A 12,217-nucleotide genomic window follows, 5' to 3' on the forward strand; every position below is an offset into this window, starting at 1 on the left:
TAGAGTTCAGCGCAAGCGGACACGCATTGGGGAAGTCGATGACGGACATCACGGACCACGCGCGCGGCGCATTGCGCGCGCAACCGTTCAGCATGCTGCTGGGCACGGAGCTGATGCATATCGGCGACAACGAAGTGTCGCTGTGCCTGCCCGTGCGGGAAGAACTGCGGCAGCAGCACGGCTTCGTGCACGGCGGCGTGATCGGCTATCTCGCCGACAACGCGCTGACGTTCGCCGGCGCGCTGGTGCTCGGCCCGCGCGTCATCACCGCCGAATACAAGATCAACTACCTGCGGCCGGCCGTGAACGGCACGCTCGTTGCGCGCGCGAAGGTCGTCTACGCGGGCCGGCACCAGGCGACCTGCCAGTGTCATGTGTTCGTCATCGACGGGGACCACGAGCGGCTCGTCGCGATCGCGCAAGGCACGATCAACCGCGTCGGCGACGGCAAGATGCCGGATGCGCGGGAGGAGACGGCGTGACGGGCGCCGCCGGCCGGCTCGATGAGATAAGCCGCGAAACGCCGAAGCCGCAACGCGTGTCGCGCTAGCGTTTCATCGCAGCGAGATAGACGGCATCGCGCTCGCGACGCCCCACAGCGACCACCAGCACCACGACCTCCGCCTCGCGCACTTCGTACACGAGGCGATAGCCGACACTGCGCAGCTTGATCTTGTAGCGGTCCGGATGACCGTGCAGTTTCGCCGAAGGAATGCGAGGATTTTCGAGCCGTTCGGCAATTCTCGCCTTGAACTGATCGCGAACGGTGCGATCGAGCTTCTTCCACTCCTTCAATGCAGGTTCGAGAAAGGCGAGCTCAAAGGTCATTCAGGTTGACCTTGACGACTTTCCCCTTGGCGCGTGAATCGGCGAGCGCGTTGTCTTCAATATCTTCGAGACGTTCGACCATCGCCTCCCATGTCTTCGCCGGGATGCAATAGAACGCGGGTTCGTTGTGATTCAGGATCGCGACCGGGAAGCCCTCGCCCGCCGCCACGGTTCCCATCGGGTTCCGCTTCAGCTCCGAAACGCTCGCCGTCACGCTGGCCAGAATGGTGTGGGGCATGCTCGCTCCTGGTTCGATTGAATTTTTATTGTACCTTATTTAGCACCAAATTTAGCTCCATCCTGAATGCTCTACGGACCACACCAGGTTTGCTCCCGAACCGTGAGGTTCGACGCGCTACTCGGCCCCATCGCCCGCCAGTGGCAAAAAACGCGGCGCCACACGCGCCCGCACGTTCCCGTTCTCGTCAGTTCGATAGATCCCGCGCGCCGCATTGTGCGGATGCTCCAGCGCTTCGGCCACGCTCAGCAACGGCGCGAAGCACGCGTCCGTCCCTTCGAGCAGCGCGCGCCAGTGCGCGGACGGCTGCTGCGCGAACACCTCCGCGAAACGTGCCTTCAGCGCCGGCCAGCGCGCGCGATCGTACTGCGACGCCGGATCGACGTCGCTCAAACCGAGCAGCTCGACCAGCAACGCATAGAACGGCGGCTCGAGCGCGCCGATCGTCACGCATTCGCCATCCGCGCAGCGATACACGTCGTAGAACGGCGCATCGTGGAAGAGGCTCGGCCGCGCGCCATCGAGCTGCCCGTTCGCGCGTGCCCACAACGCGAGCGAGCCGAGCATCGACACGATGTCGACGATCGCGCCGTCGACCACGCGCCCCGGGCCGCCGCCGCGCACGTCGAACAGCGCGCAGACGATCCCGAACGCGAGCCCGAGCGCGCCGCCCGCATCGCCGACGACGGTCGGCGGCACGCCGGGCCGGCCGTCGCGCGGTGCCGACAGCGACAGCAGCCCCGTCAGCGCGACGTAGTTCAGGTCATGCCCGGCGGCCGTCGCGAGCGGGCCGTCCTGGCCCCAGCCCGTCATGCGTCCATACACGAGCTTCGGGTTGTGGCGCGCGCAATCGTCGGGCCCGAGGCCGAGGCGTTCCATCACGCCGGGACGCAGGCCCTCGATTAGCGCGTCGGCCTGCGCGATCAGCGCGAGCGCCGCGTCGCGGCCGGCCGGCGTCTTCAGATCGAGTTCGACGATCGTCTTGCCTTCGCGCAGCAGGTCGCCGTCGCGGGCCTGCAGCGCGTCCGGTGCGCTGGTGCGGCCCGCCGGACGCGCGATCAGCGTGATGCGCGCGCCCATCCCGGCGAGCATCCAGCCCGCGAGCGGGCCGGGACCGAGGCCTTCGAATTCGACGATGTGGACGCCGGCAAGCGGCGCATCAAGCGACATGCGATTCTCCTGTCGATCCACGTTAGCGCTTTAGCGCTTACGTGGATCCCATGCTTCGCGGTCGATCCACGTTTGCGCTTTAGTGCTCACGTGGGTCCCATGCTTTGGGATCGATCTGCGATGACTCACGCCAGCGCGGATCCGTGCGTCACGACCGGGGCACGCTTCCGCGCACCGGTACGGTCACCGATCCCACGCGTTGAATAGCGAATTGCCTTCGTCACGCATGCGCCAAACGAAAAAATCCCTGCGCAGCGGGTCCGCTTCGCAGGGATCGGTCCTGTTCAGCGCTGCAGGGCTGCACGCACGAACCGCGGAAAGCTCAGAACGCATCCCCCGGCACCCGCACCCAGCCTTCCATCAGCACGCGCGCGCTGCGGCTCATGATCGCCTTCGTGACGGTCCATTCGCCGTTCTCGAGCTGCGCTTCCGCGCCGACGCGCAGCGTGCCCGACGGATGCCCGAAGCGCACCGCATTACGCTCACCGCCGCCCGCCGCAAGGTTGACGAGCGTGCCGGGGATCGCCGCGGCCGTGCCGATCGCGACCGCCGCCGTGCCCATCATCGCGTGGTGCAGCTTGCCCATCGACATCGCCCGCACCAGCAGGTCGACGTCGCCCGCATTCACGCGCTTGCCGCTCGACGCGACATAGTCGGCCGGCTTCGCGACGAACGCGACCTTCGGCGTATGCTGCCGCGTCGCGATCTCGTCGAGCGTGTCGATCAGCCCCATGCGCAGCGCACCGTGCGCGCGGATCGTCTCGAACTTCTCGAGCGCCTTCGGGTCGCCGTTGATCGCGTCCTGCAGCTCCGTGCCCGTATAGCCGATCGCTTCCGCCTCGACGAAGATGGTCGGAATCCCCGCGTTGATCATCGTCGCCTTCAGCGTGCCGATGCCCGGCACGGCGAGGTCGTCGACCAGGTTGCCGGTCGGGAACATCGAGCCGCCCGCGCCCTCTTCGTCGGCGGCCGGGTCCATGAACTCGAGCTGCACTTCGGCGGCCGGGAACGTGACGCCGTCCAGTTCGAAATCGCCCGTCTCCTGCACCGCGCCGTTCGTGACCGGCACGTGCGCGACGATCGTCTTGCCGATGTTCGCCTGCCAGATCCGCACGGTCGCGACGCCGTCGCGCGGCACGCGCGACGCATCGACGAGGCCGCCGCTGATCGCGAACGGGCCGACCGCCGCCGACAGGTTGCCGCAGTTGCCGGTCCAGTCGACGAACGCGCGGTCGATTGCGACCTGCCCGAACAGATAGTCGACATCATGCCCCGGCCGCGTGCTCTTCGACACGATCACCGTCTTGCTGGTGGACGACGTCGCGCCGCCCATCCCGTCGATCTGCTTGCCGTACGGATCGGGGCTGCCGATCACGCGCAAGAGCAGCGCGTCGCGCGCGGCGCCCGGCGCTTGGGCGGCATCCGGCAGATCCTGCAGCCGGAAGAACACGCCCTTGCTGGTGCCGCCGCGCAGGTAGGTCGCGGGAATCCTGATTTGAGGAATGTGAGCCATGTTTGCGTTGTCCCTGTATGACCCGGTCAAGCCGCCTGCGACGATTCGAGGAAGTCCTGCGCGAAGCGCTGCAGCACGCCGCCCGCGTCGTAGATCGACACTTCCTCGGCCGTATCGAGCCGGCACGTCACCGGCACGTCCACGCGCTCGCCGTTCTTGCGGTGAATCACCAGCGTGAGATCGGCACGCGGCGTACGCTCGCCGATCACGTCGAAGGTCTCGGTGCCGTCGATGCCGAGCGTCGCGCGGTTCGTGCCCGGCTTGAACTCGAGCGGCAGCACGCCCATCCCGATCAGGTTCGTGCGGTGGATCCGCTCGAAGCCTTCGGCGACGATCGCCTCGACGCCCGCGAGCCGCACGCCCTTCGCAGCCCAGTCGCGCGACGAGCCCTGGCCGTAGTCGGCGCCCGCGATCACGATCAGCGGCTGCTTGCGATTCATGTACGTCTCGATCGCTTCCCACATCCGCATGACCTTGCCTTCCGGCTCGACGCGCGCGAGCGAGCCCTTCTTCACCGCGCCGTCGACAACCGCCATCTCGTTGATCAGCGTCGGGTTCGCGAAGGTCGCGCGCTGCGCGGTCAGGTGGTCTCCCCGGTGCGTCGCGTACGAGTTGAAGTCTTCTTCCGGCAGGCCCATCTTCGCGAGGTATTCGCCGGCCGCGCTGTTCGCGAGGATCGCGTTCGACGGCGACAGGTGGTCGGTCGTGATGTTGTCGCCGAGCACCGCGAGCGGGCGCATGCCCTTCAGCGTGCGCTCGCCGGCCAGCGCGCCTTCCCAGTACGGCGGGCGGCGGATGTACGTGCTCTGCGCGCGCCAGTCGTACAGCGGCGCCGCGCGCTCGCCCGCATCGGCCGCGCGCGCGAACATCGGTTCGTAGACCTTGCGGAACTGCTCGGGCTTCACGCTCGATGCGACGATCGCGTCGATCTCCTCGTCGGTCGGCCAGATGTCCTTCAGCGTGACGGGCTTGCCGTCCTGGTCGTGGCCCAGCACGTCCTTCTCGATGTCGAAGCGGATCGTGCCAGCGATCGCATACGCGACGACGAGCGGCGGCGACGCGAGGAACGCCTGCTTCGCATACGGGTGGATACGGCCGTCGAAGTTGCGGTTGCCCGACAGCACGGCCGTCGCGTACAGGTCGCGCTCGACGATCTCCTGCTGGATCTTCGGATCGAGCGCGCCCGACATCCCGTTGCAGGTCGTGCACGCGAACGCGACGATGCCGAAGCCGAGCTTCTCGAGCTCCGGCAGCAGGTTCGCTTCTTCCAGATACAGCTCGACCGCCTTCGAGCCCGGCGCGAGCGAGCTCTTCACCCACGGTTTGCGCGTGAGACCGCGCGCGTTCGCGTTGCGCGCGAGCAAGGCGGCCGCGATCACGTTGCGCGGGTTGCTGGTGTTCGTGCAGCTCGTGATCGCGGCGATGATCACCGCGCCGTCGGGCATCTCGCCCGCCTTCTCTTCCCACTGGCCGGCGATCCCGCGCGCGGCGAGGTCGGACGTCGGCAGCCGCTTGTGCGGGTTCGACGGGCCGGCCATGTTGCGCACGACGCTCGACAGGTCGAACGTCAGCGTGCGCTCGTATTGCGCATCGTTCAGCGTATCGGCCCACAGGCCCGCCGCCTTCGCGTAGGTCTCGACCAGCTTCACCTGCTCGTCGCTGCGGCCGGTGAGGCGCAGGTAGTCGGTCGTCTGGCCGTCGATGAAGAACATCGCGGCCGTCGCGCCGTATTCGGGCGCCATGTTCGAGATCGTCGCGCGATCGCCGAGCGTGAGGCTCGCGGCGCCTTCGCCACGGAATTCCAGGTACGCGCCGACCACCTTTTCCTTGCGCAGGAACTCGGTCAGCGCGAGCACCACGTCGGTCGCGGTGATGCCGGGCTGGCGCTTGCCGGTCAGCTCGACGCCGACGATGTCGGGCAGGCGCATCCACGATGCACGGCCGAGCATCACGTTCTCGGCTTCGAGGCCGCCCACACCGATTGCAATCACGCCGAGCGCGTCGACGTGCGGCGTGTGGCTGTCGGTGCCGACGCAGGTGTCCGGGTACGCGACGCCGTCGCCGCTGACCTGGATCACCGGCGACATTTTCTCGAGGTTGATCTGGTGCATGATGCCGTTGCCCGGCGGGATCACGTCGACGTTCTCGAACGCCTTCTTCGTCCACTCGATGAAGTGAAAGCGATCCTCGTTGCGGCGATCCTCGATCGCGCGGTTCTTCGCGAACGCGTCGGGATCGAAGCCGCCGCACTCGACGGCGAGCGAGTGGTCGACGATCAGCTGCACGGGCACGACCGGGTTCACCTTGGCCGGGTCGCCGCCGCGCTCGGCGATCGCGTCGCGCAGGCCCGCGAGATCGACGAGCGCCGTCTGGCCGAGGATGTCGTGGCACACCACGCGCGCCGGGAACCACGGGAAGTCGCGTTCGCGCTTGCGCTCGATGATCTGCTTCAGCGACTCGGCGAGGATCGCCGGATCGCAGCGGCGCACGAGGTTTTCGGCGAGCACGCGCGACGTGTACGGCAGCGTGTCGTATGCGCCGGGAGCGATCGCTTCGACCGCGGCACGCGCGTCGAAGTAGTCCAGCGACGTGCCGGGCAGGGGTTTGCGGTTGGCGGTATTCATGATGTGGGGCGGAATTCGGGGTAAGACGTTGCGCGCGCGCCGGCGGCCCGCATCACGGGCGCCGGCGCGCGCGGCCGAAGATCAGCGCTTCTCGATCGGCACGAACTGCAGGTCTTCCGGACCCGTGTAGTTCGCGCTCGGGCGGATGATCTTGTTGTCGACGCGCTGCTCGATGATGTGCGCGCTCCAGCCGGACGTGCGCGAGATCACGAACAGCGGCGTGAACATCGCGGTCGGCACGCCCATCATGTGATACGACACCGCGCTGAACCAGTCGAGGTTCGGGAACATCTTCTTCGCGTCCCACATCACCGATTCCAGGCGCTCGGCGATGCTGTACAGCTTCAGGTCGCCCGCTTCCTTCGACAGCTTGTGCGCGACGCCCTTGATCACCTTGTTGCGCGGATCGGAGATCGTGTAGACCGGGTGGCCGAAGCCGATCACGACTTCCTTGTTCTCGACGCGGCGGCGGATGTCGGCTTCGGCATCGTCCGGCGAGCTGTAGCGGCTCTGGATTTCATACGCGACTTCGTTCGCGCCGCCGTGCTTCGGCCCGCGCAGCGCGCCGATCGCGCCGGTGATCGCCGAATAGATGTCCGAACCCGTGCCCGCGATCACGCGGCCGGTGAACGTCGACGCGTTGAACTCGTGCTCCGCGTACAGGATCAGCGACGTGTGCATCGCGTCGACCCACGACTTCGACGGCGTCTTGCCGTGCAGCAGGTGCAGGAAGTGACCGCCGATCGAGTCGTCGTCGGTTTCCGTCTCGATGCGCTTGCCGTTGTGCGAGAAGTGATACCAGTACAGCAGCATCGAGCCGAGCGACGCCATCAGGCGGTCGGCGATGTCGCGCGCGCCCGGCAGGTTGTGATCGTCCTTCTCCGGCAGCACGGTGCCGAGCACCGACACGCCGGTGCGCATCACGTCCATCGGATGAGCCGACGCCGGGATCTGCTCGAGCGCGGCCTTCAGCGCGCTCGGCAGGCCGCGCAGCGCGCGCAGCTTGGTCTTGTACGCGGCGAGTTCGGTCAGGTTCGGCAACGTGCCGTGCACGAGCAGGTGTGCGATTTCCTCGAACTCGCACGATTCGGCGACGTCGAGAATGTCGTAGCCGCGATAGTGCAGGTCGTTGCCGGTCTTGCCGACCGTGCACAGCGCCGTGTTGCCGGCCGTCACGCCCGACAGCGCCACCGACTTCTTCGGCTTGAATGCGCCTGCGGCGGCCGGTGCTGCTGCGTCTTTCGTCTCGCTCATGTTTCCGTTCTCCAATGGGTATCTGGGGTGTCACGTCGGCCGGGCGCGGCGCGCGTGCGCGCGGCCCGGCTTCATGCAAAGCGTTCCGGGAACCGTGTCCCGGCGCGCGGGCCGCGTTACTTCTTGCCCTGCGCGAACAGTTCGTCGAGCTTCTGCTCGTACGCGTGATAGCCGAGGAAGTCGTACAGCTCGGCGCGGGTCTGCATGGTCGGCACCGCCGCCTTCTGCGTGCCGTCGCGGCGCAGCGTCTCGTAGAAATTCAGCGCGGCCTTGTTCATCGCGCGATACGCGCCGCAGCAGTACAGCGCGATGTCGACGTTCGCCTCGCGCAGCTCGTCGAGCGTGAACAGCGGCGTCGAGCCGAACTCGGTCAGGTTCGCGAGGATCGGCACCTTCACGGCGGCCTTGAAGCGGCGATAGTCGTCGAGCGTCTTCATCGCTTCCGGGAAGATCATGTCCGCGCCGGCTTCCACGTAGGCGATCGCGCGCTCGATCGCGGCGTCGATTCCTTCGGCGGCGGCCGCGTCGGTGCGGGCCATGATCACGAACTGGTCGTCGGTGCGCGCGTCGACCGCGGCCTTCACGCGATCGACCATTTCGTCGGTCGGCACGACTTCCTTGCCCGGACGGTGGCCGCAGCGCTTCTGGCCGACCTGGTCCTCGAGGTGGACGGCCGCGACACCGGCCTTGATGAACGAACGGACCGTGCGCGCGATGTTGAACGCGCCGCCCCAGCCCGTATCGATGTCGACGAGCAGCGGCAGGTCGGTCGCGTTGGTGATCCGGTTCGCGTCGATCAGCACGTCTTCCATCGTGCTGATGCCGAGATCGGGAATGCCGAGCGAATTCGCGGCGACGCCGCCGCCCGACAGGTACACGGCCTTGAAGCCGACGGCCTGCGCCATCTTGGCTGCGTACGCGGTGATCGCGCCGACCACCTGCAGCGGCTGCTCGGCCGCGACTGCCGCGCGGAATTTCGCGCCGGCGCTCTGAAGATGCGTGTTGCTCATGAACGGCCTCCTGAAGGAATGACCATGAACAGCAAGGACCGGGCCAGCTCGTGAATCGGGGCTAACCCACTGATTCTTAAGCAACCGGCACGGGCGAGGCAGCGCCCGATGATTTCATTTCAGCAATTTCGGGTTTCAAAAATGAAATCGCGCGCGCATAATCGGTCGCCATGGACCTCTCCTCGACCAAGCCCGTCGGCCCGGCCGACCGCACGGTGCGTCCGCGCATCTGGGCGATGGGCATCAGCCGCCTGCGCGACCTGTTTCGCGAGATCGCCGGCGAATTCGACGAACGCGCCGACGTGCGCATCGTCACGCGCGCGTACGAAGACGCATTGAGCGCGATCGCGGAGGCCGGCACCGCGCGCCCCGACGTGATCGTCGCAGCCGGCTCGAACGGCGGCTTCCTGAAAACGCGTGCGCAGGTGCCGGTCGTGGTCGTGTCGCCGACCGGCTTCGACGTGATGCAGGCGCTCGCGCGCGCGCGGCGCGACGCATCGCGGATCGCGCTCGTCAGCGCCGGCGAGACGCCGCCCGAAGTGCGCCGCTTCGTCGCCGCCTACGGTCTCGACGTGCAGTTTGCGTCATATCAGTCCGCGCAGGAAGCGGAAGCCTGCGTGCACGACCTGCACGACCGCGGCATCGAGACGATCGTCGGCCCCGGCCTCGTCACCGATCTCGCGGCGAGCGCCGGCATGGGCGCGGTGTTCCTGTATTCGCACGCGTCGGTGCGCAAGGCGGTCGAGACGGCGCTCGAGGTCGCGTACGCGACGCACGCCGAGGCGTTTCGCCGCCAGCGGCTCGACAACCTGCTGCAGCACCTGCGCGACGGCGTGGTCGCGCTCGACGCGCGCGGCCGCGTCGAAGCCATCAACGAACGGCTCGCGTCGGCGCTCGGGGTCGAACCCGCGGCGGCCGTCGGCCGCGCGCTCGTCGACCTGCGTCCGGAACTGCGCACGCTGCGCGGCGAGGACGGCGACGCGCTCGCGACCGTGCGCGGCGTGCGATACGTCGTGCATCGCGGGCCGCTCGTCGATCGCGGCGTCACGTCGGGCAGCGTGCTGACGTTCCAGGAATCGCGCGCGGTCGAACGGCTCGACCGCGCGCTGCGTTCGCAGCCGAACACGCAGCAGTTCGCGGCGCGCTACACGCTCGACGACGTGGTCGGCGCGTCCGCGCCGATGGCGCGCGTGCGCGATCTCGTGCGCCGCTACGCGAAATCCGATGCGACCGTGCTCGTGCTCGGCGAAAGCGGCACCGGCAAGGAAATGATCGCGCAGAGCCTGCACGCGCTGTCGGTGCGGCGCAGCTATCCGTTCGTCGCGATCAACTGCGGCGCATTTCCGGAGGCGCTGCTCGAGAGCGAGCTGTTCGGTTACGAGGAAGGCGCGTTCACCGGCGCGCGGCGCGGCGGCAAGACCGGGCTGTTCGAGGCCGCGCACCGCGGCACGCTGTTTCTCGACGAGATCGGCGAGATGCCGCCGTCGCTGCAAAGCCGGCTGCTGCGCGTGCTGCAGGAGCGCGAGGTGATCCGTCTCGGCTCGACCGAGCCGATCCGCATCGACGTGCGCGTGATCGCCGCGACGCACCGGCCGCTGCTCGCGGCCGTCGAGGGCGGCACGTTCCGCGCGGACCTGTATTACCGGCTCAACATCCTGAACGTCGGCCTGCCGCCGCTGCGCGAGCGCGCCGCCGACATTCCGGCGCTCGCCGCCACGCTGCTCGTGCAGGCCGCGCGGCGCGAGCCGCGGCTGGCCGAACGCATACGCGAGGCCGACGATGCGATGCGCGTGCTCGGCGCGACGCAGGCGACGCTCGCGCGCTACCGCTGGCCCGGCAACGTGCGGGAACTGCAGAACGTGGTCGAGCGGATCGCGGTGGAACTGGCCGAGGAGGTCGACGAGCACGATCCGGGCGCCGCGTGCGCGGCACTCGCGCCCGATGCGCTGCAGGCGATCGCACCCGAGCTGTTCGCGGCGCCGCCCGATGCGGCCGATGCCGACGCCACCGACGCGCAGACGCTCCACGCGCGCCGCCGTCGCGCGGAAGCCGACGAGATCCGCGCGGTGCTCGATGCGTGCGGCGGCGATCGCGATCGCGCGTGCGCGATGCTCGGCATCAGCAAGACGACGCTGTGGCGGAAGTTATCGGCGCAATAGGTTCGGGATTCGAGGTTCGGGCGGGATTCGCACGATGGAGGCGTGACGCGCCGGACACGCGCCGCCGTCACTCGGCCTTGTGATAGTGGCGATACGCCTTCGCGCGATTCCCGCATGACGACATCGAGCACCAGCGGCGGCTGCCGTTCTTGCTGTCGTCAATGAACAGCCACTGGCATTCGTCGTTCGCACAGCGCTTGACCTTCGCAAGCCGCGCGCCGCCGAGCAGGTCGATCGCCGACCACAGTACCGGACTCAGCAGCCCCGCGAGCGTCGCGCCTGCTGCGCCGATCCGCCACGCATAGCCGCCGTCGATCCGCGCGAGCGCGACGCGCGGCGCCGCTTCCACCAGGAACCCGCTCAGCAGCGCGAGATCGTCGGCCTGCGGCTCGCGCCGCTCGGCCTGCGCGTGAAAGAGCCGGTAAAGCGCCTCGCGCAACGCGAGCGCGCGCGCCAGCGTCGCCGGCTCGTCGCCCTTCTCTGTCTCCTGCTCACGGACGCGACATGCGTCGGCCAGGCCGGCCGGTACGCCCGCCTGCTCGCGGCACCATGCGAACAGGTCGTCCAGCGTGCCGAAGGTTTCGGTCGGCACGTCGGCGCCACGCCAGTACAGCGTGTTCGCGAAATCGATGCTCAACGTTTCGGACGGGGCCGGAACCAGGCAGTCCGTCGTGACGGAAGGTTGCGTTTTGCTCATGACGCGATCGTATCTAACCACCATGCCGGTTGACAAGCATCCGGGCGCTTCCTAACATAACCAGCATGGTGGTTAAAAACGGGTTTGCTGCTGCGATGTCCCCTCTGTAGTTCAAGGAGCCACAGATAATCGATCGTTTTTCGCACGACGTTGTCCACACCGGCCGCAGCCGCGCGTTCCACGACAGCATGCTGGGCGCGCTTCGCCACAAGCGGATGGCCTGGTGGTTGTAAGCAGGTTTGCTGCACTGATGCCCCCCTTCAGTTCAAGGAGCCACAGATGATCGATCACCTTTCGTTCGGCGTTGCCCACATCGACCGCAGCCGCGCGTTCTACGACAGCACGCTCGGCGCGCTCGGCTACAAGCGGCTGTACAGCGACGACGGATCCCTCGGCTACGGCACCAGCGAACCGGTGCTGTGGTTGCAGCACGCGGCGCGTCCGGTCGTCGCCGATCCCGATTCAGGGTTGCACCTGTCGTTTCACGCAGCGTCGCCGGTGGAAGTCGATGCGTTCTACCGCGCCGCGCTGCAGCACGGCGGACAGGACAACGGCGGGCCGGGCAAACGCGAGCACTACGGCCCCGGCTATTACGCGGCGTTCGTCATCGATCCCGACGGGTATCGCCTCGAAGCCCATTGCGAGCTGGGCAACGTCGTCTGATCCGCCGAGTCCCAACGCGGATGAACGACAAGGGCCCGGTTCCGCGTCATGCGGAACCGGG

Annotated in this window: 11 protein-coding genes; 3 read left to right on the plus strand and 8 right to left on the minus strand. The window is 67.8% G+C overall.

The window, feature by feature from the left end:
- Window positions 1–38 precede the first annotated feature (38 nt).
- The gene (locus tag U4012_RS09110) at window positions 39–482 is read left to right on the plus strand and encodes a PaaI family thioesterase (protein WP_044845017.1); all 444 of its coding nucleotides are present in this window, start codon (window positions 39–41) and stop codon (window positions 480–482) included.
- Between the two features lie 64 nt (window positions 483–546).
- Here the strand turns inward: U4012_RS09110 and U4012_RS09115 are convergent, their stop codons facing one another.
- From U4012_RS09115 to prpB, 7 genes are all read right to left on the minus strand, one after another.
- Window positions 547–828: a type II toxin-antitoxin system RelE family toxin gene (locus tag U4012_RS09115; RefSeq protein ID WP_124529171.1), complete on the minus strand. Its 282-nt coding sequence runs from the start codon at window positions 826–828 to the stop codon at window positions 547–549.
- A complete protein-coding gene (locus U4012_RS09120) occupies window positions 818–1,066 on the minus strand; it encodes a type II toxin-antitoxin system Phd/YefM family antitoxin (RefSeq protein WP_124529169.1) in 249 nt (82 codons plus the stop codon). Before U4012_RS09120 ends, U4012_RS09115 begins: the two co-directional genes overlap by 11 nt.
- 117 nt (window positions 1,067–1,183) lie before the next feature.
- Window positions 1,184–2,236 (minus strand): CaiB/BaiF CoA-transferase family protein, encoded by a 1,053-nt coding sequence (locus U4012_RS09125; RefSeq protein WP_321797868.1) that lies wholly within the window; start codon window positions 2,234–2,236, stop codon window positions 1,184–1,186.
- A gap of 322 nt (window positions 2,237–2,558) precedes the next feature.
- A complete protein-coding gene (gene prpF, locus U4012_RS09130; protein ID WP_321797870.1) occupies window positions 2,559–3,749 on the minus strand; it encodes a 2-methylaconitate cis-trans isomerase PrpF in 1,191 nt (396 codons plus the stop codon).
- Between the two features lie 26 nt (window positions 3,750–3,775).
- Window positions 3,776–6,373, minus strand: coding sequence for a Fe/S-dependent 2-methylisocitrate dehydratase AcnD (gene acnD, locus U4012_RS09135; RefSeq protein ID WP_321797872.1), 2,598 nt, complete (start codon window positions 6,371–6,373; stop codon window positions 3,776–3,778).
- 81 nt (window positions 6,374–6,454) lie between these two features.
- Window positions 6,455–7,627 (minus strand): 2-methylcitrate synthase, encoded by a 1,173-nt coding sequence (gene prpC / locus U4012_RS09140; protein WP_044845011.1) that lies wholly within the window; start codon window positions 7,625–7,627, stop codon window positions 6,455–6,457.
- Window positions 7,628–7,743: 116 nt separating this feature from the next.
- Window positions 7,744–8,637 carry a methylisocitrate lyase gene (gene prpB, locus U4012_RS09145; protein ID WP_044845010.1) on the minus strand — a complete coding sequence of 298 codons (894 nt, stop codon included), beginning with the start codon at window positions 8,635–8,637 and terminating at the stop codon, window positions 7,744–7,746.
- Between the two features lie 170 nt (window positions 8,638–8,807).
- On the opposite strand from prpB, the gene prpR reads away from it, so the two are divergent.
- Window positions 8,808–10,796: a propionate catabolism operon regulatory protein PrpR gene (gene prpR / locus U4012_RS09150; protein WP_321797876.1), complete on the plus strand. Its 1,989-nt coding sequence runs from the start codon at window positions 8,808–8,810 to the stop codon at window positions 10,794–10,796.
- A 67-nt stretch (window positions 10,797–10,863) separates the two neighbouring features.
- Here prpR and U4012_RS09155 read toward each other — a convergent pair whose 3' ends face one another.
- On the minus strand, window positions 10,864–11,517 hold the full coding sequence (locus U4012_RS09155; protein WP_321798135.1) for a CGNR zinc finger domain-containing protein: 654 nt from the start codon (window positions 11,515–11,517) through the stop codon (window positions 10,864–10,866).
- Between the two features lie 255 nt (window positions 11,518–11,772).
- On the opposite strand from U4012_RS09155, the gene U4012_RS09160 reads away from it, so the two are divergent.
- Window positions 11,773–12,156, plus strand: coding sequence for a VOC family protein (locus tag U4012_RS09160; protein WP_321797878.1), 384 nt, complete (start codon window positions 11,773–11,775; stop codon window positions 12,154–12,156).
- The last annotated feature ends 61 nt before the right edge of the window (window positions 12,157–12,217 follow it).

Source organism: Burkholderia sp. BCC1988 (genome assembly GCF_905339895.1).
Lineage (GTDB): Bacteria > Pseudomonadota > Gammaproteobacteria > Burkholderiales > Burkholderiaceae > Burkholderia.

Coding starts and splice junctions, on each gene's coding strand:
- U4012_RS09110 (WP_044845017.1), top strand. CDS start 39: ATGACGGACATCACGGACCACGCGCGCGGCGCATTGCGCGCGCAACCG.
- U4012_RS09115 (WP_124529171.1), bottom strand. CDS start 828: ATGACCTTTGAGCTCGCCTTTCTCGAACCTGCATTGAAGGAGTGGAAG.
- U4012_RS09120 (WP_124529169.1), bottom strand. CDS start 1,066: ATGCCCCACACCATTCTGGCCAGCGTGACGGCGAGCGTTTCGGAGCTG.
- U4012_RS09125 (WP_321797868.1), bottom strand. CDS start 2,236: ATGTCGCTTGATGCGCCGCTTGCCGGCGTCCACATCGTCGAATTCGAA.
- prpF (WP_321797870.1), bottom strand. CDS start 3,749: ATGGCTCACATTCCTCAAATCAGGATTCCCGCGACCTACCTGCGCGGC.
- acnD (WP_321797872.1), bottom strand. CDS start 6,373: ATGAATACCGCCAACCGCAAACCCCTGCCCGGCACGTCGCTGGACTAC.
- prpC (WP_044845011.1), bottom strand. CDS start 7,627: ATGAGCGAGACGAAAGACGCAGCAGCACCGGCCGCCGCAGGCGCATTC.
- prpB (WP_044845010.1), bottom strand. CDS start 8,637: ATGAGCAACACGCATCTTCAGAGCGCCGGCGCGAAATTCCGCGCGGCA.
- prpR (WP_321797876.1), top strand. CDS start 8,808: ATGGACCTCTCCTCGACCAAGCCCGTCGGCCCGGCCGACCGCACGGTG.
- U4012_RS09155 (WP_321798135.1), bottom strand. CDS start 11,517: ATGGTGGTTAGATACGATCGCGTCATGAGCAAAACGCAACCTTCCGTC.
- U4012_RS09160 (WP_321797878.1), top strand. CDS start 11,773: ATGATCGATCACCTTTCGTTCGGCGTTGCCCACATCGACCGCAGCCGC.